This is a genomic window from Mesorhizobium sp. IMUNJ 23232 (assembly GCF_044326205.1).
GTDB lineage: Bacteria > Pseudomonadota > Alphaproteobacteria > Rhizobiales > Rhizobiaceae > Kumtagia.
Genome location: NZ_JBIRCY010000018.1, coordinates 1 through 20,810, shown reverse-complemented (window position 1 = coordinate 20,810; position 20,810 = coordinate 1). Strand labels below are relative to the sequence as shown.

The window sequence follows — 20,810 nt, the reverse complement described above, 5'->3', positions numbered from 1 at the left end:
GCATAGATTGCGACTTGGTTCACGGTCCTGGCGCTTTTCGCCGATGGATCGCGTCTCGCAGCGCTATATGGCCTTTCGGCCGCTTGATCGCAAGCGCCGGACCTTTTGATGGAGCCCGCCATGACTGCATCCACCGCCCCCTGGGGAGCCGAACTGCTGACCGCTGCACTGGTGCTGGCCGACGGCACGGTGATCCGCGGGCGAGGGCTGGGCGCGACGGGAAGCGCGGTGGCGGAGGTCTGCTTCAACACGGCGCTGACCGGCTACCAGGAGATTCTGACCGACCCGTCATACGCCCGCCAGATCGTCGCCTTCACCTTCCCGCATATCGGCAATATCGGAGTGAACGAGGAGGATATCGAAGATCTGAATCCGGCTGCCAGGGCAGGGGCGGTCGGCGCGGTGTTCAAGGCCGACGTCACCAACCCGTCCAACTACCGTGCCGCCGAAAACCTCGACCGCTGGCTGAAGCGGCGTGGCATCGTCGCCATGAGCGGCATCGACACGCGCGCTCTGACTGCGCTGATCCGCGAGAGGGGCATGCCCAACGCCGTCATCGCCCATGCGCCCGACGGCCGCTTCGACCTGGACGACCTGAAAAGGCAGGCGGCCGCCTGGTCGGGCTTGGTCGGCCTCGACCTCGCCAAAGACGTCACGTCCGGCCAGTCCTCGGTATGGACCGAGGAGCCGTGGGTCTGGAACGAAGGGTTCGGCCGGCAGGATGCGCCAGCCTTTCACGTCGTCGCCATCGACTACGGCGTCAAGCGCAATATCTTGCGGCTGATCACCGGGCTTGGCGGCAAGGTCACCGTGGTTCCGGCTCAGACAAGCGCCGAGGACATTCTGGCGATGCAGCCCGATGGCCTCTTCCTCTCCAACGGCCCCGGCGATCCGGCGGCGACCGGCGAATACGCTGTGCCGGTGATCCGCGGCCTGCTTGAGACCGGCATCCCGATCTTCGGCATCTGCCTCGGCCACCAGATGCTGGCCTTGGCTGTGGGTGGCACGACGGTGAAGATGCACCAGGGCCACCACGGCGCCAACCACCCGGTGAAGGATCATACGACCGGAAAAGTCGAGATTGTGTCGATGAATCACGGTTTTGCGGTGGATTCGAAAAGCCTGCCGGAAGGCGTCGAGGAGACACATGTCTCGCTGTTCGACGGCTCGAACTGCGGCATTTCGCTTGCCGGCAAGCCGGTATTCTCCGTCCAGCACCATCCCGAGGCGTCGCCCGGCCCGCAGGATTCGCACTATCTGTTCCGCCGCTTCGTTAATCTGATCCGCGCCCGCAAGGGTGAGCCGGCACTGGTGGAGCGAGCGTGACGGTCGGTTCTCACACCTGACGAGGCGGCAGCTTCATCAGGACGCGATGCGGATCTTGACGATACGTTCGCGGATCTTGCCGAAGGCTTCGTCCAGCTTGGCGCGAGTTGGCACGTCAAAGAAATGGTCGAGTCCCGACGCGCATTCCTTGAGCATCATGCCGGTGGCGACGTCCGGTTCCTCGAGGCGGATGGTGTAGATCTCGATGCCGTCGGTCTTGGCGTTTTCGCAGGCGGCCAGCGTCTTCCCGTTCATTTTCGCGTTGGTTTCGCTTCCGCCTCCTGCCGAAATGCCGAGGCGTCCATCGACCAGATAACCCTCGCTGCTGTAGTCCGAGCCGAGCCCATTGTTCTTGGGGCCGAGATTGTTGGTGCCGTCGGTCAGCACGATCAGGATTTTGTCGAGGTTCGGCATGGCCTTGTCGTCGCGACCCTGGGTGAAGGGTTCGCCGGGCGACAGAACCCGCATGCCCCAGGCGACGCCTTCCGTGATGTTGGTCGTTCCCGCCGCCTCGAACGCGTTTACCTTCTTCTTCAGCGCGGCATAGTCGCTGGAAAGCGGCGTGATCGGCTGGATGCCGTCGCAGCCCTTGTTGGGGCCTTTGTCCTTGTTCGGACCTTTGTCGATCTTGATCTTTGCGGGCTTGCCGAGAGCTATGTCGACGAGATTAAGGAGGCTCCCCACGACATTTTTCACGAGATTGTTCAGTGGGTCGATCATGCCGTTGTCCTTAGGCTTGCCGGTCAACTCGTCGGTGGCGACGCCGTATTTGGCGAGGCGTTTCCGTTTCTCGGCCACCAACTTGTCCTTCGGCTTGGCGTCGGACACGATGTAGCTGTTCCCGTATCCCTCCGGCTCGTCGATGGCGAAGGCGGGCACGAACAGCGTTTCCGGCTTAGACACATTCGGAGTAGCGTCGTTGACGTCATAGCCCTTGCCGGCGGCGTTGCGCGTCTCGACGCAGCCGGACCAGCTCTGCTCCAGGTTCTGATACAACTGGAAGCGGCTGGCGTCGGACGCCAGTTCGGATTGCGGAAAATCCGCCTTTCCGGTCAGGTCGAGCCATGTCGCGCCGTCGCCGGCGATCTGCTTGCCCTTCTTGTCGAATTTCGGCCCGTATTGCGGACCGACATTGACGAAGGTGGCGAAGGGCACCAGCGCGAATTTCAGCTTGTCCTCGTCGCCGACCTGTTCGGACATGTCGTCGATCATCCCAATGACGGCTTCCTTCATCGACTTCAGCTTGCCGCCCGCCATCGAGCCTGTCGTGTCGAGCACTAGGCCGATCTCATAGTCGGCATAGGCGACATCTGCGGAAGCGACGGCGTGGATCGGCCATGTCTGCTTGCCGAACAGGCCGCCGAACGCAAGCTCGGTGTCGGATTTCACATCCAGTTCGACCTTTGTTTCATCCCGGCTGACCTGGAAATCGGTGACGCTGAGATCGAAATTCGCGCCGAGGAACTGTTCGGCGATCTCCCGGGCGCGCTGGTCGGAAATGTCCTTGCCTTCACGGGTGACCGCAAGCACGGCGGCATCGACCGCCTGCTGCAATTCGTTCTGCTTGCGCGCGATGTTGGACACGTCGAGCGCGAGGCCGACGCCGAGCAGCAGCGGGAAGATCACGATTGCCGTCAGCATCGCGAAATTGCCGCTGCGGTCCTCCAGGAAATGGTCAAGTCGGCAGTCCATCGCAATCACCCCCAATGCGAAGTCCGGGAGTGAAATAGCGTGGGAGTTTGAAAGTCGTTCTAAGAACGATCGCCGAATTTTATCAGTCGCTTACGCGGCTCGTTAACTTTTCCGGATCAACACACGCTTCAGATCGGATTGTTGAACGTATCGCAATCCTGGAGCCTGCCGCTCTTGAAGCCCGCGGCGAACCATTTCTGGCGCTGGGCGCTGGTGCCGTGGTTAAAACTCTCGGGCACGACGTAGCCCTGCGTGCGCCGCTGCAGCGTGTCGTCGCCGATCTGTGCAGCGGCATTCAATGCCTCCTCGAGGTCGCCTTTCTCCAGAATGCCTTTCTGTGCAGTGAAGTGGCCCCAGACGCCGGCAAAACAGTCGGCCTGGAGCTCGACCTGCATCGACATATGGTTGGCTTCGCCCTCCGACATCGACTGCCGCATCTGGTTGAATTTCGGCAGGACGCCGATCAGGTTCTGGACGTGATGGCCGACCTCGTGGGCGATCACATAGGCCTCGGCGAAGTCGCCGGCGGCGTCGAACTGGCGGGCGAGCTGGTCGAAGAAGGCAGTATCGAGATAGACCTTGCGGTCGCCAGGGCAATAGAAAGGCCCTGACGCCGACTGGGCGTAGCCGCAGGCGGACGCGATGCCGCCGGAAAACAGCACCAGCTTCGGCTCCTCGTAGGTCGCGCCCTCTGCCTGAAAAATGCCTTTCCAGGTGTCCTCGGTCTCGGCAAGGATGGTCGAGACGAACTGCTTCATCTCGTCATTGGCCGGCGCGCTCTGCTCAGTCATTTGTCCGCCCCCGCCCGGAACGGACTGGCCGCCCTGCGACAGCAGCTCCAGCGGATCGATGCCGCAGGCCTTCAGCACGAAGAACAGGACGACGAGGATGACGATCGTCGACAGGCCGCCGCCGGCGCCGCCCCGACCGATCGGAATGCGCATGCCGCCACCGCCGGGCCGGCCGAACGGGCCGCCCTGCTGGCCGCCCAGACCACCGCCGCTGCGGTTGTCTTCGACGTTGTCGCTCTGCCTGCGGCCCTTCCAAAGCATTTTGCGCTCCACCTGTGCTTTGCGGCAGGCGGCGATGCGCCAGCCCGCCCCCCTCAACTGGAAACTAGCCGAAGCGTTGCTGCAAGTCACAAACTTTCAGTGACGTTCTATGGTCGACGTATTCGCGTGGCGAAGCCCGGACCTATCCCGCGACGCGCCAGCGCTCGCCGCGGATGAAATCCTCCAGAGCCGCGGCGCCGATCGCCGGGCCGAAGGCGTGGCCCTGCAGTTTGTCGCAGCCGAGCTTCCTCAGGATGCGGGCGTGCTCCATGGTCTCGACCCCCTCGGCAACGACCTCGATGCCCAAGGTCTTGCCGATCTCGATGATCGATTCGACCAGATGCCGCTGCTTGACCGATTTGACGATCGGCAGCACGAGCTGCCGGTCTATCTTGAGACGGCGCGGCTGCAGCTTGAGCAGGCTGACGATCGAGGCGTAGCCGGTGCCGAAATCGTCGATCTCGATGTCGATGCCGAATTCCTTGATGCGGTCGACGTTCCAGGTGACGATCTCGTCGGTGTTGTCGAGGAAGATCGATTCCAGCAACTCGAAGGACAGGATGCCCGGCTTGATGTCGAGGCGACGCAGGCTGCCGATCAGTTCCTCGTCGCGGAGCCGACGGGCCGACACGTTGACGGAAACCCTCGGCACGAGCTGCCTTGTCTTGTTCCAGCGTTCGAAATTGGCGAGTGTCTGCTCGAGCACCAGCCGGTCGATGGTCGAGACGACGTTGAGTTCTTCCGCGGTCGACAGGAAGGCGTCCGGCGTCAGCAGCCCTTCGGTCGGGTGCGCCCAGCGGACCAGCGCCTCAACGCCGACGACCTTCAGCGTGTTGGCATCGAACTGGGGCTGGTAATAGGCGACGAACTCGTTGCGCTCCAGCCCGCCAAGAATGTCGTCGGCGACCTTCTTGTTACGGATGATCTCGGCCTGCAGCGATTCGGTGAAGAATTCGTGCCGGTTGCGGCCGCGGCTCTTGGCGCGGTAGAGCGCAATGTCCGCATTGACCAGAAGCTGCCCGGCATCGAGGCGTCCGGCGTTTTCGACGGCGATGCCGATGCTGACGCCGAAACGGCACTGGTGGCCCTGATAGGCTACCGGGCGCCGCATGTGGCGGATGATGCGGCCGGCTATTTCCTCGAGGTTGTGCTGGCCGGGATCGACCAGGCAGACGACCACGAATTCGTCGCCGCCGATGCGGGCGACAAAGTCGTCCTTGCGCACGTTCTGCCTGAGCACCTGCGCCGCATGCATGAGCATGGCGTCGCCGGCTGGATGGCCAAGCGTGTCGTTGATCTGCTTGAAGCGGTCGAGATCGATATGCAAGAGCGCGATGTCGCGATCGGTCGTCGATCCTTTCGCGGCCAGCCGTTCGAGTTCCTCGTCGAGATAGCGCCGGTTGGGCAGGCCGGTCAGCGAATCATGCAGCGAGTTGTGCTCGATGCGCGCCTTCACGGATTCAAGTTCGGCTGTTCGCGTCTCGGCGAGGATTTTCGCCCTCTCCAGGTCCTTGTTGAGCGCGACGTCGGCGGTCACGTCCCATTCCGCGCCGATCATCTTCGGCGTGTCGTCGGGGTCGCGAAAGATGGTGGCATGGGTGCGGATGTTGCGGATCTGGCCGTCGGGCCGGATGATGCGGTAGTCGGAGGCGTAGGCCCTGTCCTCCTGAACCGCCTTCTGGAAATCGTCCTCAGCGTTTTTCAGGTCGCCGGGATGAATGGCGCCAGACCAATCCTGATAGGTGCGAGGTCCCTTTTTCCTCTGGGTACCATAGATCTCGTAGAGCCGGTCGTCCCAGATCACATTGTTGGTGGTGAGGTCGAGTTCCCAGACGCCGATGCGCGAGGCGTCGAGCGCCAGTTCGAGACGCTGGGACAGTTTCCGGAGCTGCGCTTCCCGCCTGTGGAGCGCAAGATAGTGCTTCTGACGCTCGGCGTAGAAGCGGCCGGCAAACCAGATCGGAATGACGACCAGAGCTCCGGCGATGAAGATCAGCCCGCGCAGCAGCCATGCGTTGTCGGGGTTGACATGCCAGCCCTCCTTCGGAACCGCCGCTATCTGCCAAATGGAGCCTGAAGGCAGCGTTATCGCTGCCGATACGGGCTGCTCCGTCAGGATGCCGGACCGCCCGAAAAACTGGGTGCTTGCCTCTTCCGGCGAATCCTGGCCGACAAGCGCTATATCGATGCCCTGATCGTCAAGGAGTCCGCTATCTCGATAGAGGCGGTCGATGTCGACGACCGCCGAAACCAGCCCCCAGAACCGCCTGTCGGGGTTGCTGCCGGTGAAGACCGGGAACCGCCCGACCAGTCCCTGGCCGCCCTGCACTAGCGGCACCGGGCCGGTGAGCACCATTTCACCGGTATCGCGGGCGCGCAGCGCCGCTGCCGATTGTCTGCTGTTTTTGCGGTAGTCGAGCCCCAGCACCTGGCGGTTGCCCTCGAGCGGGTAAACCATCTTCACGACCAAGCCCGGCGCGACAGCGACGTTGCGCAACTGGTTATCCTTGGAGAACAGGCTGCCGGAGAGTTCGTCGAAGCGCTTCTGGTCGATATCGGGCTCCGCCGAAATCATGGCGACCAGTCCGCGCACCAGTTGCAAATTGCCGTTTATGCTGCCTTCGAGCTTGGCACGGATCAGGTTGACCTGCGCGAGCACTTCGGCGCGCGCCGCCTGCTCGTGCAGAACACGGTTCTGGTAGTCGGCGAATATGCCGAGCACGGCGATAACGCCCGCTGCTATCGCGGCCGGCAGGTTGCTTGGCGAAAACATGGCTCGCCGAACCCGGTCGAGACGGAACCTCTTCAATGCGCGCTACCCTGGGTAGCCGGCGAAAACCGGCAGGCCAGGAAAGATGGCATGCAAACTTTAAGCAGGACTTTCATAGTCCCGCCAAAAAGTGGAAAAGAAGCGTGCTTAGCCGGATTTTCGACCTGTCGCCGAACCCTTGGCGTCGGCGCTTCTTGCCCGCTCTTCGAGACGGTCAGCGCCCTTCTTCAAATCGTGGCCGGTTTTCGCCTCGACCTTGCGTTCCTCTTTGCTGGCCTCCGCCAAAAGGCTTTTTGCCGATGCTTCGGCTTTTGCAACCGATGCTTTCTTGTTTAGCATTATCATCTCCCGGGCCGGTGGTAAAATGCCGCTGCGGATGAAACACCCGGGATGATGCGAAGTTCCGGCGATGCCGCTCAACCGACTGGAATGCTGGCTCGGCTTTTGCGGGTCAGCGCGGTGATGACCAGCGCCGCGAGGGGGAAGGGCGCGGCCGCCAGCCCAAGCTCGGACGCTGGCGCGACCTCCAGGAGGCGGCCGCCGATGAAACTGCCCGCCGCAATGCCGAAATACATGGCCGAGACGTTGAGCGGAAGCGTCAGGTTGGCGAGATCAGGCGCATGGCCGACCAGGCGGCTCGCCTGGGCGGGAGGGAAGGTCCAGCCGACGAACCCCCAGGGCAGCATGATGCCGACCAGCAGCGGACCCGCCAGTTCGGGCGGCAGGAATTCGAGGATCGCCGACATTGCCGTGCAGATCGTGGCTGACGCCAGCAGCGCCATGATGATCATGCGGGGCGGCCCAAGCCTGTCGGCAAGTACGCCGCTGGCGTAGTTGCCGGCAACCGCGCCGATGCCGAAGGCGAGCAGCATTCCGGGCAGCACGGCGACGGGGAGCCCGGCAGCCAATGCCAGCGGCGCCATGTAGGCGATGATGATGAAGCCCCCGGTCAGATAAAGCAGCGTCACCGCGAGCGACGGCAATATGCCCGGACGCCCGACGGCGGAGATCCTCTCGGAAAGCGAAAGTTTAAGGCCGGGCAGCCCGCGCGGCAGTTGCGTCCACAGCACGACGAGGCAGATGAAGGCCAGTCCCGCGACGACCAGATAGGCGGAGCGCCAGCCGGCCAGATTACCGACAAGGGCTGCCAGCGGCGCGCCGAGCGCGACCGCGAAGGTGGTGCCGCCGAGAACGGTGGCGACGGCTCGTGCACGGTGCTCAGGCCCGGCAAGTGCCACGGCCGTCGCCTGCGCGGTGGCCGCGAACAGGCCCGCCGACATGCCCATGACGACCTGCGCGGCAAGCAGCGTCGCAAACGAATCGCTGGCGGCGGCGACCCCGTTGCCGGCCATGAAGCACAGCAGCGCCAGCGCGATGACGCGCCGCCGGTCGGCCGCGCCGGCGATCGTCGACAGGATCGGCGTGCCGATCGCATAGGCCAGCGAATAGGCGGTGACCAGGTGTCCGGCATCCGACACCGAGATGCCCGCCGATGCCGAGATCAGCGGCAGCAGGCCCGCAAAGACGAATGCGACCGTGCTCGTGGCGAAAGCGCCGACGGCCAGCCATATGAGGCGTCTGTCCATGATCAGTCCTTAGTTCAAAATTCATTGAACTATTGAACCCGATCGGCGCCTATGTCAATGTGCCGGACCGTCATCGCTGATGTCTCCCGCCATCCTCATGTCAGGAGACCGGCGGCGTTGCATGTATCTTGGAATTGGATATCTGTCGGGAATGTCGCTCTTTCATCCATCGTCCGAACAGATTGACCTAGCGACCGTGCTTTCGGTGCTCGGCGACCAGACGCGCCTGTCGATCGTCGGCTATCTCGCCCGCAACGAGGGCGTCGAGATCAACTGCAGCCGCTTCCTCGATCTCGGCTCGAAGACCAACATCAGCTATCACCTCGCCAAGCTGAGGGAAGCCGGCATCACGCGCACGGAAGTGCGCGGCATCAACCGGCTGATCTCGCTGCGCCGCGCCGATCTCGATGCGCGCTTTCCCGGACTGCTCGATTCGATCCTCGCCAGCGCGGTCGCCATTCCCTTCGACATGCACGAGGTCGCCAGGGCGGAACTCAGGCAACTCGAACGCGACGGCGCGGCCGCGCGAGGACCGGTGGGATAAGAATGCGGATCGCGGTGATAGCCGACATCCACGGCAATGTGCTCGCCCTCGAGGCGGTGCTGGCTGACCTTGCCCGGCGCGGCGGCGCCGACCTCACCGTCAATCTCGGCGATTGCGTTTCCGGCCCGCTGTGGCCGCGCGAAACGGTCGAGCGGCTGATGTCGCTGGACTGGCCGACCGTGCGGGGCAATCACGACCGCCGCGTGGCCCAGGATACCCTCGATGAGATGTGGGAGTCCGACCGTTTCGCGCATGAGCGGCTGTCGCCGGCGCAGCGCGACTGGCTGGTCAACCTGCCGATGCAGGTGAGCCCGGCGCCGTCGATCCTCGCCTTCCACGCACGGCCCGACCATGACGAAAAATACCTGACCGAAAACATCGTCGACGGCGGGCTCGTCCGCGCGCCCGTGGCAACCATTGCACGTCGGCTTACGGGCCTCGACCGTGCCGTCCGGCTGGTGCTTGCCGGCCACAGCCATCGCCCCGAACTGGTCGAATTGCCCGGCGGCCCGATCGTCTTCAATCCTGGCAGCGTCGGTTGTCCGGCCTATTTCGACCCGGACACGCCGGCGCATCGTTCCGAGCAGGGCTCGCCGCATGCCCGCTACGGCATCGTCGATATCGACGGCGACGATTTTGGCTTCCAGGCGTTCGCTATCCGCTACGACCATGAGGCGGCGGCGAGGCAGGCCGCCGAGGCCGGCCGCGCGGAATGGGCAGAAGGGCTGCGGACGGGCTTCATAAGCAGACAGGCCTGATCCGGCCACGGGGCCATCTTCATTGCGCGGGCTCATCTGCGCTTCCGGCATCGTGGCCCGGTATCAGCGTGGCTTGGCCGGATAGCGCTTCAACGTCGCCGCGAACATGCCCGCAAGCGCCTCCACCGCCTCGTCGCGGGCGACCCGGCCAGCCGCGGCGTCCTGCGCCAGCGCCTCGACGGCGCCGAGGCAGCCCAGCAACACGGCCGTATCGTTCCGCGGCAACTCCACGAAGCGCCCAAAACCTTCCCGGTAGCGCTCGACATAACCGCGCCTGAGCGACTGCCGGAAATCGGCCGTCTCTTCCGTGGCCGACAGCGCGGCGAAGGCGGCGCCCATCGCCGGTCCCATGTCGAGCACGCAGCTCACATAGGATGACGCGAAGATCGAGGCGACATCCTCCAGCGTCTCGCCGCCCGCTGCCAGCGCCTCGCGTTGCGCCTGCATCTGTCTGACGTCATAGGCGCTGCAAATCGCGATCAGCAGGCCGGCGCGCGTGCCGAAATGCTCGTAGGCGATCGGCTTGCTGACGCCGGCGCGCTCGGCAAGATAGCCGAGCGTCAGCGCATCCGTGCCTTGCTCGCCCATGATCGCCTGCGCGGTCTCGAGCAACTGCTCGCGCCGTTCCGCCTTCGGCAGTTTTTTTGTCGCTGTTCCAGTCATCCCAGCCTGCGTGGCCTACCCGTCTTGCGGCGTTCAGCTTGACTTCACCCGCCGCGCTGCCTATTACCAATGGTAACTTACTTATCGTAAGTTACTGTTCTTAAGTTCCTATATAGGAGATTTCCGTGACCATTGCAGCCCGTGAAATCCATCTGAAGAGCCGCCCGGCCGGCCTTCCCGGACCGGATAATTTCGAGCTGGTCGAGCGCAGTCTGCCGGCTCCGGCCAATGGCCAGCTCCTGGTGCGCACGCTGTGGATGTCGGTCGACCCGTATATGCGCGGCCGCATGGTCGACCGCCCGAGCTACATCGCGCCGTTTCAGGTGGGCCAGCCGCTCGAAGGTGCGGCCGTCGGCGTGGTCGAGAAATCCGCCGCGCCGGATTTCAAACCGGGCGATGTCGTCACCCATTTTTCCGGCTGGCGCGACTGGGCAGTGATCGACGCCGCGACGGCGACGAGGATCGACCCCGCCGCCGCGGCGCCTCAGGCCTGGCTCGGTCCGCTCGGCGTGCCCGGGCAGACCGCTCATGCCGGGCTGCTGCACATCGCGGGGCCGAAGGAAGGCGAGACGGTGTTCGTTTCTGCAGCAGCCGGCGCCGTCGGCTCGATGGCAGTGCAGATCGCCAAGATCAAGGGCGCCCGCGTCATCGGCTCGGTCGGCACGGAGGAAAAGGCGCGCTGGGTGCGCGACGAACTCGGCGCAGACGCCGTCGTCAACTATCGCACCGCCGGCGACCTCACCAAGGCGCTCGCCAAGGCTGCGCCCGAAGGCATCGACGTCTATTTCGACAATGTCGGTGGCGACCATCTCGACGCCGCGCTGGCCGTCGCCAACAAGTTCGCCCGCTTCGCCATCTGCGGAATGATCGCGCAGTACAACGACGAGGTCCCGCCGCCCGGCCCGCGCAACATGGCGGCGCTGATCGTCAAGCGCATCAGGATGCAAGGCTACATCATCCTCGACCATCCCGACCTTACGCCGGAATTTACGCGCGAAATGCTCGGCTGGCTTGGCGAGGGTCGAATCAAGTCGCGCGACACGGTGGTCGAGGGACTGGAGAATGCGCCAAAAGCGTTCATCGGCCTGTTCTCGGGGGACAATACCGGCAAGATGCTGGTGAAACTCGCCGACGGCTGAGCCACCGACCCTCGCACCCCCCCGGCTGTCACAAAGCCGAAATCCCGAACCGGCATTAATGTCACGCTCCGATTTCTTCGTCGGGGCGTGTTTTTTCGCCCTAATCCGGCCACGGATTCGAGGCTCGTTCCGCAGCGTCAAGCCGGGGGGCTTCGATTTGAGGGATTTCATGACCGGCAATTGCGTTCAATCCGACTTTGTCCGCTTCTTCCGTTCCTGGGTTTCGGCGCCGATGCGCGTTGCCGCTGTCGCCCCTTCGGGGCCGGTGCTGGCGCGACTGATAACGCGCGAGATCATGCCGGATGTCGGGCCGGTGCTGGAACTCGGCCCGGGCACCGGCGTGTTCACCCGTGCCCTTTTGGCAAGGGGCGTGCCGGAGAGCCATCTCACCCTGATCGAATTCGGGCCGGAGTTCGCCCGCCTGCTGGCAGAGCGTTTCCCGCAGGCGCGGGTGGTGTCAATCGACGCAGCGCGGATCGTCGAGGCCGGGCTTTTCGAAGCGGGTTCGGTCGGCGCGGTGGTCAGCGGCCTGCCGCTGCTTTCCATGCCGCAGGACAAGGTCGGAGCGATCGTCGCCGGCGCTTTCGCCGCACTGAGACCGGACGGCGTCTTCTATCAATTCACCTACGGGCCGCGCTGCCCCGTCCCGACCGCTCTCCTTGATGGATTGGGATTGAAGGCCGTCCGCATCGGCCGGGCGCTGCGCAACATTCCGCCGGCTGCCGTCTACAGGATCACCAGGGTCAGCCAATCGGACGCCGCAACCGCAGAGCGCGAGGCAGCCTGATATGCCGGCATCGCCGCTTGCGGGGCAACCGTCTTTGTAATCGGGCGCGCTGCCAGCCATTCACGGCGCGTTGCCGAAGAGTTGACTTAAATTGGTGCCATGGCCAAACCTGTCGCCGCTTCGCAACGGGACTGCCATGCGCTCCGGATTTCTCTCGGCCCTCGCCGGTCTTGTGCTCTTGCTGTCAACCGGTGCTTCGGTTGCCCAGACCGAAACTCCTGCTGAGGCCGATCCTGCGGCCGAGACCGCACCCGCACCGCCGCCTCCCTTCGATGCAAATGCCGAATTCTTCGTGGTGGAGGGCATCGCCTTCAACGACCTGCTCAACGTCCGCGCCACGCCCTCGGCTGGCGGCAAGCTGGTCGGCCGCCTGCCCAATGGCACGGCACTGCGTAACCACGGCTGCAAGGAAAACAACGGCGCCAACTGGTGCGACGTCGAATCGCTTGAGGACGCCAAGGTGCGGGGCTGGGTTGCCGCCCGCTACCTGTTTGCGACGGCGGTCGAGGGCATGCCCGAGCCGCCTGCCGCCGCGGGCGCACCTCCCGACGGCAGCACACCCGCCGATGCGGGTGCGCAGGCCGCCGCCACTCCGCCCGAGGGTTTCGACGCGATCGGCGACATCCCATGCGCCCGCTACTATGGCCAGCCGATGACCCATTGCTCGGCCGGCGTGAAGCGCAGGGAGGACGGAGAAGCGACGGTGACGGTAACGTGGCCCGACGGGGGCGAGCGGGTCATCCTGTTCACCAATGGCCGCGCCGACAATTCCGACTCACCCGACCCGCTCACCTACACCCGCGAGGCCGACCTCAATATGATTCGCATCGGCAAGGCCGAACGGTTCGAAATACCGGACGCGCTGCCGTTCGGGGGGTAGCCGGCCCTGACGATTGCCAGGCTATTCCCGCTGCTCCGTCCCGCGCCCTTGCGTAAAATTCCCGACCGCCCGGCGCATCGCCGCCCACGCCTCCTCGTCATCCAGTTCTTGCTGCGGGTAATAGCGCATGGTGAAGAAGGCGATTGCTTCGACGTTTCGCCACCACTCCGGCGGACGGTCGAGCGAAAGGCGGATGTTTTGCCGCTGCGCGCCGTTTTCAAAGCTGCCATTCATAGGATCTGTCAGCGCGAAAAGTACATGCAGCGGAGCGCCATCAATCGCGACCAGTACGGCGGCCGCTCCGAGCCTTTGGCCGTCGATAGGCTCGCGGGCCAAGAATTCGAATTCAAGGCCACCGTGTCCTTCCTTGTCGGGAAGCAGGAAGGCGCTGCCTTCTGCCTCGCGGCCGTAGCGCCAGCGAAAGAGGAGGGGTGGCTGTCCGCTCGCCGACGGGCTGGGGGCATTCAACGCAACCGGCAGGAAGCGGAGCGAAACGACGTCGCCATAAGGCTTTTCGATCTCAACGATCCATCGTTGCGGATCGTCTCGGTCTGGGTAGAGCAGCCACGCGACCGCCGGCTTGTCCGCCGGCATGCCGGCGGCGAGAGCGATCGCAAAAAGTGTCGCACGCCGCATCGGCGCTTCGTCCTCCCATGGCAATCATCGCAAAGGTGACGGCGCGCGGCAAGGCCGCTGCCGGACGCGCATTTTCGGGGTTACATCGCCGAAAACTCTCCCCTATAAGGCCCGCCTAGCCTGACATTAATAAGCGCTGCCGCCCGGCCGGAACCGCCTGCCGGGTTTTCCGCGCACGCAGCCGACGGACCCGAGAACACATGCCGAAACGCACCGACATCAAGTCGATCCTGATCATCGGGGCCGGCCCCATCGTCATCGGCCAGGCCTGCGAGTTCGATTATTCCGGCACGCAGGCCTGCAAGGCGCTGAAGGCCGAGGGGTTTCGCGTCATCCTGGTCAATTCCAACCCGGCCACGATCATGACCGATCCGGAACTGGCCGACGCCACCTACATCGAGCCGATCACGCCGGAGGTGGTGGCAAAAATCATCGCCAAGGAGCGGCCGGACGCACTGCTGCCGACGATGGGCGGCCAGACGGCGCTGAACACCGCGCTGTCGCTGCGCCGCATGGGTGTGCTCGAACGCTACGGTGTCGAGATGATCGGCGCCGATGCGCATGCCATCGACAAGGCCGAGGACCGTTCGCTGTTCCGCGAGGCGATGGCGAAGATCGGGCTGGAGACGCCGAAGTCGATGCTGGCCAATGCGTCGGCAGTGAAGGACGCTGACCGCAAGACGCATGAGGCCGAGCGCGCCGCCCTCAAGGCCGAGCAGCCGGCCGATCTCGACGCGACGCTCGATGCGCTGGAAACCCGCTGGAACCTCGGCGAGGGCGACCGCAAGCAGCGCTACATCAGCCACGCCATGGCGATTGCCGCGCAAGCGCTCGACCATGTCGGCCTGCCCGCCATCATCCGCCCGTCCTTCACCATGGGCGGCACCGGCGGCGGCATCGCCTACAATCGCGCCGAGTTTTTTGACATCGTCCAGTCCGGCCTCGACGCCTCGCCGACCACCGAGGTGCTGATCGAGGAAAGCGTGCTCGGCTGGAAGGAGTACGAGATGGAAGTCGTCCGCGACCGCGCGGACAACTGCATCATCGTCTGCTCGATCGAGAACATCGACCCGATGGGCGTACACACCGGCGATTCGATCACGGTGGCGCCGGCCCTGACGCTGACGGACAAAGAGTATCAGATGATGCGCAACGCCTCGATCGCGGTGCTGCGCGAGATCGGGGTGGAGACCGGCGGCTCCAATGTGCAGTTCGCCGTCAATCCGGCCGACGGCCGGCTGGTCGTCATCGAGATGAACCCGCGCGTGTCGCGCTCTTCGGCGCTGGCTTCAAAAGCAACCGGCTTTCCGATCGCGAAAATCGCCGCAAAACTGGCGGTCGGCTACACGCTGGACGAGCTCGACAACGATATTACGGGCGGCGCGACGCCCGCCTCTTTCGAGCCCTCCATCGATTACGTGGTTACCAAGATCCCGCGCTTCGCCTTCGAAAAGTTCCCCGGCGCATCGCCTGTGCTGACCACCGCGATGAAGTCAGTCGGCGAGGTCATGGCGATCGGCCGCACGTTCCAGGAATCGCTGCAGAAGGCGCTGCGCGGCCTTGAGACCGGGCTCACCGGCCTCGACGAGATCGAAATCCCCGGCGCCGACGGTGCGGAATCGAAGAACGCCATCCGCGCCGCGCTCGGCACGCCGACGCCCGACCGGCTGCGCATGGTGGCGCAGGCGATCCGCATGGGCACGTCGCTGGAAGAAGTCCACCAGATGTGCCGCATCGACCCGTGGTTCCTGGAGCAGATCGACGGCATCATCCGCATGGAAGCCCGCATCCGCGAGCACGGCCTGCCGCAGGATGCGGAAAACCTGCGCATGCTGAAGGGCATGGGCTTTTCCGACGCCCGCCTCGCCTCGCTGGCGAAGCGCGACCCTGCCGACGTTTCGAAGCTGCGCGAAAAGCTCGACGTGCGTCCGGTGTTCAAGCGCATCGACACATGCGCCGCCGAATTCGCCTCGCCGACGCCCTACATGTACTCGACCTACGAGGTTCCTTTCGCCGGCGAGACCCGTTCCGAGGCCCAGGTCAGCGCGCGCAAAAAGGTCGTCATCCTTGGTGGCGGTCCGAACCGCATCGGCCAGGGCATCGAGTTCGACTATTGCTGCTGTCATGCGGCGTTCGCGCTGCGCGACGCCGGTTTCGAGGCGATCATGGTCAACTGCAACCCGGAGACGGTCTCGACCGACTACGACACTTCCGACCGCCTGTATTTCGAGCCGCTGACCGCCGAGGACGTGCTGGAAATCCTGCGCGCCGAGGAGGAGTCAGGCGAACTCGTCGGCGTCATTGTCCAGTTCGGCGGCCAGACGCCGCTGAAACTCGCCGACGCGCTGGAAAAGGCCGGCATCCCGATCCTCGGCACCTCGCCCGACATGATCGACCTCGCGGAAGACCGCGACCGCTTCCAGAAGCTTTTGCGCAAGCTCGACCTCACGCAACCGAAGAACGGCATCGCCTATTCGGTCGAGCAGGCGCGCACGGTGGCGGGCGAACTCGGCTTTCCGCTTGTCGTGCGCCCGTCCTATGTGCTTGGCGGCCGCGCCATGCAGATCATCCATGACGAGGGCATACTGCAAAGCTACCTGCTCGACACCGTGCCCGGCCTGGTGCCGGAGGATATCAAGCAGAAGTACCCCAACGACAAGACCGGCCAGATCAACACGCTTTTGGGCAAGAATCCGCTGCTGTTCGACACCTATCTGTCGGGCGCCATCGAGGTCGATGTCGACTGCCTGTGCGACGGGAAAAACACCTATGTCTCCGGCATCATGGAGCACATCGAGGAGGCCGGCATCCATTCCGGCGACAGCGCCTGCTCGCTGCCGGTGCATTCGCTGTCCACCGAGCTCGTCGACGAGCTGGAGCGCCAGACGGCGGCGCTGGCGAAGGCGCTGAATGTCGGCGGGCTGATGAACGTGCAATATGCGGTGAAGGACGGCACCATCTTCGTGCTGGAGGTCAATCCGCGCGCCAGCCGCACCGTGCCGTTCGTGGCAAAGACCATCGGCAAGCCGGTCGCCAAGATCGCGGCGCGCATCATGGCCGGCGAAAACCTCGACGCGGCTTTCGCGCATTACGGCGCGAAGCCGGATGCGCGCAACCCCGGCCACATCGCGGTCAAGGAAGCCGTCTTCCCCTTCGCCCGCTTCCCCGGCGTCGATATCCTGCTCGGGCCGGAGATGAAGTCCACCGGCGAGGTGATGGGTCTCGACCGCGATTTCGCAATGGCCTTCGCAAAAAGCCAACTCGGGGCGAACATCGACCTGCCGCGCTCGGGAACCCTGTTCGTGTCGGTGCGCGACGAGGACAAAAAAGGCATCCTGCCGGCGGTCAAGCGGCTGGCCTCGCTCGGTTTCCGCGTGCTCGCCACATCAGGCACGCAGCGGTTCCTCGCCGAAAACGGCGTGGCGGCGGAGAAGATCAACAAGGTGCTGGAAGGCCGGCCGCATATCGAGGACGCCATCCGCAACCGCCAGGTGCAGATCGTCTTCAACACCACGGACGGCCAGAAGGCGGTGTCGGACTCCAAATCGCTGCGCCGCGCCACGTTGATGCAGAAGGTGCCGTATTACACGACGCTCTCCGGCATGGCCGCCGTCGCCGAGGCCATCGCGGCGCTCAAGGCCGGCAATCTGGAAGTGCGCCCGCTGCAGTCGTATTTTTGATGCACTGCCGTCCACCTCCCCCTTGAGGGGAGGTCGGTCGCGAAGCGACCGGGTGGGGGTGCCGACGAAGTGCTCCATCCTGAAGCGACCCCACCCCGTCTCGCTCAATCGAATCGAAAATTCCGTCCCATTCTCGGCTTGCGGCTCTCCCGTTCCTCGGCCTAGTGTGGCGACGAATCTTTTACAACCTCCGGGGGCGTCGATGCGCGGGACTTTGCTCAAACTGGCACTGGCGGGCGCGCTCGCCCTTTCCATGACGGCGCCGGGGCTTGCCCGGCATTGGAACTCCGGCGACACGGCGGCCCTCATCACCGGGCTGGCGATCGGCGGCATCGCGGCGTCCGCCGCCTCGCACGACCATTATTATCAGGACCAGTACATTCCGCCGCCGCCGGTCTATCGGTCGGCTGCGCCGTTCAGCCCGGCGCGCGGCATCATCTGCTATCCCCGCCAGCTCGCCTGCTACGCCAATGACGGCTCCTTCGCGCCGAAATGGACCAACCGCGTATTCTGACCGAGCCGAGAGAGGGTTTTTCAAAATGAGATTTTCGCTTGTTCCGGCCTTCGGCCTTGCCGCCGCGCTCATCGCCGCCCAGCCCGCGCTGGCCGACGACGAGCCCGATTCCAGCTTCGTGCGCATGCACGCCGTCGACCTTCTGGAAAACGCGCTGACGCCCGAGCAGATCACCACGCTGCAACTCGTCGCCTACCAGGCGGCCATCGCCGCCGCCTGCGACGGCTTTACGCTCGACGGCGCGAAGGTCGGCAAGGCGTTCGAGAAACTCGCGCCGGTCGACGCCGCAAAAATGACCGACGCGCAGAAAAGCTATCACGACCAGCACCTGCTGGTGATCTACGGCATTTTGGTCGGCGGCGAGCTGGCGGCCATGGCCGACGACGTGAGTGCCGCCTGCGACAAGGCCGCCGAGGCGAAGGCCGATCCCGAGTTTGCGGCGGAGGTGGTGTGGGAGTGAGACATTCCAACAACGCCAGACCTGTCGTTAAATTAATTGGTGAGGACGTCTTTTCGGATGGTCGAGCGCTTCCTCCCCTTCTTCTGCGGAGTAAGGTCAATTAGCTCTTTCGAGGGCTGAGAATTTGCGGCGATGTCGACGGATTGCTCCTCCGGTTCCTCTTCGATCCTAATGCCCGACAATATCTTGTGGCGCGCTTTTGGAGCTGGAGCGAAATTTTTATGATATATTTTGCTGAATTCCTCTAGAAACACTGGATCTTCGCGGACATGAAAGAATACTGCCCACTCCTCAAGCTCTTCGCCATCCCATTCACCACTCTGGGCCAATCTGCGCATGTATTTTATTACTGAAGGTATATCTTGTCTGATAGCAGACACACTTATTGCGAATCTGTCGCTGACGATAGACCAATCGTCCATAAGTAACGTCTCTTCTGATTCCTTAATTTGACCGGATAGTTTGTACGCATTGGACAGGTTTACCATATCCATTCTGCGTCTTTCTTCATTCTTTTTTCCCTTAATGCCATTCACGGCAAAATCGAGAATGTTAGCGGCCAGCTTGTATTCACCTCGTTCAATAAGTTTGTATCCAAAATCTCCCAGTTTCGTATCGGCAATGTCTGCCTGATCGGAGTGCATTTTTCTCCAAACTACCTGCAAAATCTTTACGCCGAATTCGCAAATGTTATCTAGAGATGCACGGAAATACTTATCGGAGGCAAATAACGCCTCACCTCTTTCGATTTTTCCTTCAGCATCTTGGAATATCTTTTTTAAGTATGTGGTGTTTACAATACCATCGGCGTGTGCAAAAAGGTTGCGACGCTCGATTATCTCAATTAAACTATTCCATTTTTTATAGTCGTCCTTTATGGCTCTAGAGAGGTTTAATCTTTTCTCGAACCACAAAACTTGCTCCTCAAACGAATCGCGCGTAATAATATCGATTTCACGATCGATCAAGAAGTCCTGGAATTCTTCCAGGCTGCCTGCTCGAAAAATATCCTTTACGGCGATCTGTCTATCGCTGTCTGAGATCATCTTTGGATTTTTGCGCAATATTCTTTTCATAATTTGCGCGATGTGATAGTCTAAGCTGCTAACCACTCCGATTAGCAGCATTTTTGGAATCTGCTTGGATACTAAGTGACTTGTTTTTCCTCGTTCTGCTATCGATCTAAACGTTGGATAGTTCGCCATATCTATTTCGTAAATATGCCGGATTTCTTCTTTCGTATTGGCTTTCGAGCACCTTTCGCAAAATTTTACGATCTCTGACTGTTGAATTCCTTTAGTGATTAGTGAGCTAAACAGAGCAACAATCGGAAGCATATCCATGTAGCCAAGCATTGATCGACAAAAATCGTCGAACAGCTCGGAAAAATCACCATCAGGCTTTGGTCCTATGGTTATTTCTTTTTTGGGGTGTCGGGAAAATCGTTAGAAGGTGATGCTGAATGTGCGATATTATTACCTTGTTTGTCTTTAAAGAAGCAAACAAAGAAACTATTGCCCTTTTCCATTGGTTCCGTTCCCCAAGCTATAGGTGGGATCATGGCACTCTGACTTATTAACTTGATATTGCATAGGTGTCTACCGCCTGCACCTCAATCTCAATATCAAACTCCATGAACCACCCCGACACCGGCACAAAACTCCGCGACGGAAAATTGTCGGGAAAATGTTTTTGGTAGACCCGGTTGATGGCGTTGTAGAAGCCGGCATTGGCAGCGTAGATGCGCACCATCACCACATTGTCGAAACTCGTATCCGCCGCCTCCAGGCAGAGTTTTACCGCGTTCAGCGACGCCTCGGTCTGGGTCTCGATGTCGCCGCGCACGATTTTTCCCGTCGCCATGTCGATCGGCGGGGTGGCGGCGACGAAGACAAAACCGTTGGCCTTGGTCACCGACGAACAGGGAATGCCCAGCTCGCGCATCAGCGGCGACAGCACCGGCACTTCGACGATTTCTTTTTTCATCCAAAAACTCCGGTATTGATGCAGGGCATGTCCCGCAAGGGCAGGGCGATTGCTATGAGGCTACCCCTAACCCTGCCGGGGCGAGACAGGTGGCTCGCCCGTCCCTCGGAGCCCCACAAGGGGGAGCTATCGGGTTCACGCATCTCGACATTGGTATCGAATCGGCTCTGGTTGACGATAAATCCTGTTGGGACTCTGATATCACGGTCGCGGAGGCATGGATTCCCGACACTCTCCGCTCGCTTCGCTCGCTCACGAGGTCGGGAATGACGACAGTCATGGGCTGTTTGCGCTAGTCTCAAACGTTGGCGATTGGCTGGAGACATTGGTGACTGTC

The 20,810-nt window shown here is 62.5% G+C and carries 18 protein-coding genes; 9 read left to right on the top strand and 9 right to left on the bottom strand.

All coding sequences use genetic code 11. From position 1 onward, the window contains the following. The first annotated feature begins 120 nt into the window (after positions 1 to 120). The gene (gene carA / locus ACH196_RS15235; protein WP_396647757.1) at positions 121 to 1,326 is read left to right on the top strand and encodes a glutamine-hydrolyzing carbamoyl-phosphate synthase small subunit; all 1,206 of its coding nucleotides are present in this window, start codon (positions 121 to 123) and stop codon (positions 1,324 to 1,326) included. Positions 1,327 to 1,362: 36 nt separating this feature from the next. Here carA and ACH196_RS15230 read toward each other — a convergent pair whose 3' ends face one another. The 5 genes from ACH196_RS15230 to ACH196_RS15210 all read right to left on the bottom strand — a co-directional run bounded on the left by ACH196_RS15230 (position 1,363) and on the right by ACH196_RS15210 (position 8,426). Then, positions 1,363 to 3,018, bottom strand: a complete 1,656-nt coding sequence (locus ACH196_RS15230) for a pilus assembly protein TadG-related protein (protein WP_396647756.1) — start codon at positions 3,016 to 3,018, stop codon at positions 1,363 to 1,365. A 128-nt stretch (positions 3,019 to 3,146) separates the two neighbouring features. Then, on the bottom strand, positions 3,147 to 4,070 hold the full coding sequence (locus ACH196_RS15225) for a neutral zinc metallopeptidase (protein ID WP_396647755.1): 924 nt from the start codon (positions 4,068 to 4,070) through the stop codon (positions 3,147 to 3,149). A gap of 142 nt (positions 4,071 to 4,212) precedes the next feature. After that, the gene (locus ACH196_RS15220; RefSeq protein ID WP_396647754.1) at positions 4,213 to 6,843 is read right to left on the bottom strand and encodes an EAL domain-containing protein; all 2,631 of its coding nucleotides are present in this window, start codon (positions 6,841 to 6,843) and stop codon (positions 4,213 to 4,215) included. Between the two features lie 144 nt (positions 6,844 to 6,987). Continuing rightward, positions 6,988 to 7,260 (bottom strand): hypothetical protein, encoded by a 273-nt coding sequence (locus tag ACH196_RS15215; RefSeq protein WP_396647753.1) that lies wholly within the window; start codon positions 7,258 to 7,260, stop codon positions 6,988 to 6,990. After that, on the bottom strand, positions 7,257 to 8,426 hold the full coding sequence (locus ACH196_RS15210; protein WP_396647752.1) for an MFS transporter: 1,170 nt from the start codon (positions 8,424 to 8,426) through the stop codon (positions 7,257 to 7,259). The genes ACH196_RS15215 and ACH196_RS15210 overlap by 4 nt, the downstream gene beginning before the upstream one ends. 151 nt (positions 8,427 to 8,577) lie before the next feature. Between ACH196_RS15210 and ACH196_RS15205 the strand changes: the two genes are divergently transcribed. Both ACH196_RS15205 and ACH196_RS15200 read left to right on the top strand, forming a co-directional pair. After that, positions 8,578 to 8,970 carry an ArsR/SmtB family transcription factor gene (locus ACH196_RS15205; RefSeq protein WP_396647862.1) on the top strand — a complete coding sequence of 131 codons (393 nt, stop codon included), beginning with the start codon at positions 8,578 to 8,580 and terminating at the stop codon, positions 8,968 to 8,970. Positions 8,971 to 8,972: 2 nt separating this feature from the next. Next, positions 8,973 to 9,728: a metallophosphoesterase family protein gene (locus ACH196_RS15200; RefSeq protein WP_396647751.1), complete on the top strand. Its 756-nt coding sequence runs from the start codon at positions 8,973 to 8,975 to the stop codon at positions 9,726 to 9,728. Between the two features lie 63 nt (positions 9,729 to 9,791). Here ACH196_RS15200 and ACH196_RS15195 read toward each other — a convergent pair whose 3' ends face one another. Continuing rightward, positions 9,792 to 10,391 carry a TetR/AcrR family transcriptional regulator gene (locus ACH196_RS15195; protein ID WP_396647750.1) on the bottom strand — a complete coding sequence of 200 codons (600 nt, stop codon included), beginning with the start codon at positions 10,389 to 10,391 and terminating at the stop codon, positions 9,792 to 9,794. Between the two features lie 125 nt (positions 10,392 to 10,516). Here ACH196_RS15195 and ACH196_RS15190 point away from each other — a divergent pair, with 125 nt between their 5' ends. The 3 genes from ACH196_RS15190 (at position 10,517) to ACH196_RS15180 (ending at position 13,197) form a co-directional block, all read left to right on the top strand. Then, positions 10,517 to 11,530: an NADP-dependent oxidoreductase gene (locus ACH196_RS15190; RefSeq protein ID WP_396647749.1), complete on the top strand. Its 1,014-nt coding sequence runs from the start codon at positions 10,517 to 10,519 to the stop codon at positions 11,528 to 11,530. Positions 11,531 to 11,699: 169 nt separating this feature from the next. Continuing rightward, positions 11,700 to 12,317: a class I SAM-dependent methyltransferase gene (locus ACH196_RS15185; RefSeq protein ID WP_396647748.1), complete on the top strand. Its 618-nt coding sequence runs from the start codon at positions 11,700 to 11,702 to the stop codon at positions 12,315 to 12,317. Positions 12,318 to 12,453: 136 nt separating this feature from the next. Beyond that, complete coding sequence (locus ACH196_RS15180; protein ID WP_396647747.1) at positions 12,454 to 13,197, top strand: SH3 domain-containing protein; 744 nt, start codon at positions 12,454 to 12,456, stop codon at positions 13,195 to 13,197. Positions 13,198 to 13,218: 21 nt separating this feature from the next. On the opposite strand, the gene ACH196_RS15175 is transcribed toward ACH196_RS15180, so the two are convergent. Further along, positions 13,219 to 13,791, bottom strand: a complete 573-nt coding sequence (locus tag ACH196_RS15175) for a hypothetical protein (protein WP_396647746.1) — start codon at positions 13,789 to 13,791, stop codon at positions 13,219 to 13,221. A gap of 242 nt (positions 13,792 to 14,033) precedes the next feature. On the opposite strand from ACH196_RS15175, the gene carB reads away from it, so the two are divergent. The 3 genes from carB (at position 14,034) to ACH196_RS15160 (ending at position 18,487) form a co-directional block, all read left to right on the top strand. Next, positions 14,034 to 17,513 (top strand): carbamoyl-phosphate synthase large subunit, encoded by a 3,480-nt coding sequence (gene carB, locus ACH196_RS15170; protein WP_396647745.1) that lies wholly within the window; start codon positions 14,034 to 14,036, stop codon positions 17,511 to 17,513. A gap of 202 nt (positions 17,514 to 17,715) precedes the next feature. After that, positions 17,716 to 18,027, top strand: a complete 312-nt coding sequence (locus tag ACH196_RS15165) for a hypothetical protein (RefSeq protein WP_396647744.1) — start codon at positions 17,716 to 17,718, stop codon at positions 18,025 to 18,027. A 25-nt stretch (positions 18,028 to 18,052) separates the two neighbouring features. Next, entirely contained in the window at positions 18,053 to 18,487 is a 435-nt protein-coding gene (locus tag ACH196_RS15160) for a hypothetical protein (RefSeq protein WP_396647743.1), read from the top strand. 32 nt (positions 18,488 to 18,519) lie between these two features. On the opposite strand, the gene ACH196_RS15155 is transcribed toward ACH196_RS15160, so the two are convergent. After that, positions 18,520 to 19,692 carry a hypothetical protein gene (locus ACH196_RS15155; RefSeq protein ID WP_396647742.1) on the bottom strand — a complete coding sequence of 391 codons (1,173 nt, stop codon included), beginning with the start codon at positions 19,690 to 19,692 and terminating at the stop codon, positions 18,520 to 18,522. Positions 19,693 to 20,062: 370 nt separating this feature from the next. Next, a complete protein-coding gene (locus ACH196_RS15150) occupies positions 20,063 to 20,473 on the bottom strand; it encodes a RidA family protein (RefSeq protein WP_396647741.1) in 411 nt (136 codons plus the stop codon). Between the last annotated feature and the right edge of the window lie 337 nt (positions 20,474 to 20,810).

What these genes read in the sequence shown, in the direction of transcription:
- carA (WP_396647757.1), top strand. Translation starts at nt 121, where the DNA reads ATGACTGCATCCACCGCCCCCTGGGGAGCCGAACTGCTGACCGCTGCA.
- ACH196_RS15230 (WP_396647756.1), bottom strand. Translation starts at nt 3,018, where the DNA reads ATGGACTGCCGACTTGACCATTTCCTGGAGGACCGCAGCGGCAATTTC.
- ACH196_RS15225 (WP_396647755.1), bottom strand. Translation starts at nt 4,070, where the DNA reads ATGCTTTGGAAGGGCCGCAGGCAGAGCGACAACGTCGAAGACAACCGC.
- ACH196_RS15220 (WP_396647754.1), bottom strand. Translation starts at nt 6,843, where the DNA reads ATGTTTTCGCCAAGCAACCTGCCGGCCGCGATAGCAGCGGGCGTTATC.
- ACH196_RS15210 (WP_396647752.1), bottom strand. Translation starts at nt 8,426, where the DNA reads ATGGACAGACGCCTCATATGGCTGGCCGTCGGCGCTTTCGCCACGAGC.
- ACH196_RS15205 (WP_396647862.1), top strand. Translation starts at nt 8,578, where the DNA reads ATGTCGCTCTTTCATCCATCGTCCGAACAGATTGACCTAGCGACCGTG.
- ACH196_RS15200 (WP_396647751.1), top strand. Translation starts at nt 8,973, where the DNA reads ATGCGGATCGCGGTGATAGCCGACATCCACGGCAATGTGCTCGCCCTC.
- ACH196_RS15195 (WP_396647750.1), bottom strand. Translation starts at nt 10,391, where the DNA reads ATGACTGGAACAGCGACAAAAAAACTGCCGAAGGCGGAACGGCGCGAG.
- ACH196_RS15185 (WP_396647748.1), top strand. Translation starts at nt 11,700, where the DNA reads ATGACCGGCAATTGCGTTCAATCCGACTTTGTCCGCTTCTTCCGTTCC.
- ACH196_RS15180 (WP_396647747.1), top strand. Translation starts at nt 12,454, where the DNA reads ATGCGCTCCGGATTTCTCTCGGCCCTCGCCGGTCTTGTGCTCTTGCTG.
- ACH196_RS15175 (WP_396647746.1), bottom strand. Translation starts at nt 13,791, where the DNA reads ATGCCGGCGGACAAGCCGGCGGTCGCGTGGCTGCTCTACCCAGACCGA.
- carB (WP_396647745.1), top strand. Translation starts at nt 14,034, where the DNA reads ATGCCGAAACGCACCGACATCAAGTCGATCCTGATCATCGGGGCCGGC.
- ACH196_RS15165 (WP_396647744.1), top strand. Translation starts at nt 17,716, where the DNA reads ATGCGCGGGACTTTGCTCAAACTGGCACTGGCGGGCGCGCTCGCCCTT.
- ACH196_RS15160 (WP_396647743.1), top strand. Translation starts at nt 18,053, where the DNA reads ATGAGATTTTCGCTTGTTCCGGCCTTCGGCCTTGCCGCCGCGCTCATC.
- ACH196_RS15155 (WP_396647742.1), bottom strand. Translation starts at nt 19,692, where the DNA reads ATGGCGAACTATCCAACGTTTAGATCGATAGCAGAACGAGGAAAAACA.
- ACH196_RS15150 (WP_396647741.1), bottom strand. Translation starts at nt 20,473, where the DNA reads ATGAAAAAAGAAATCGTCGAAGTGCCGGTGCTGTCGCCGCTGATGCGC.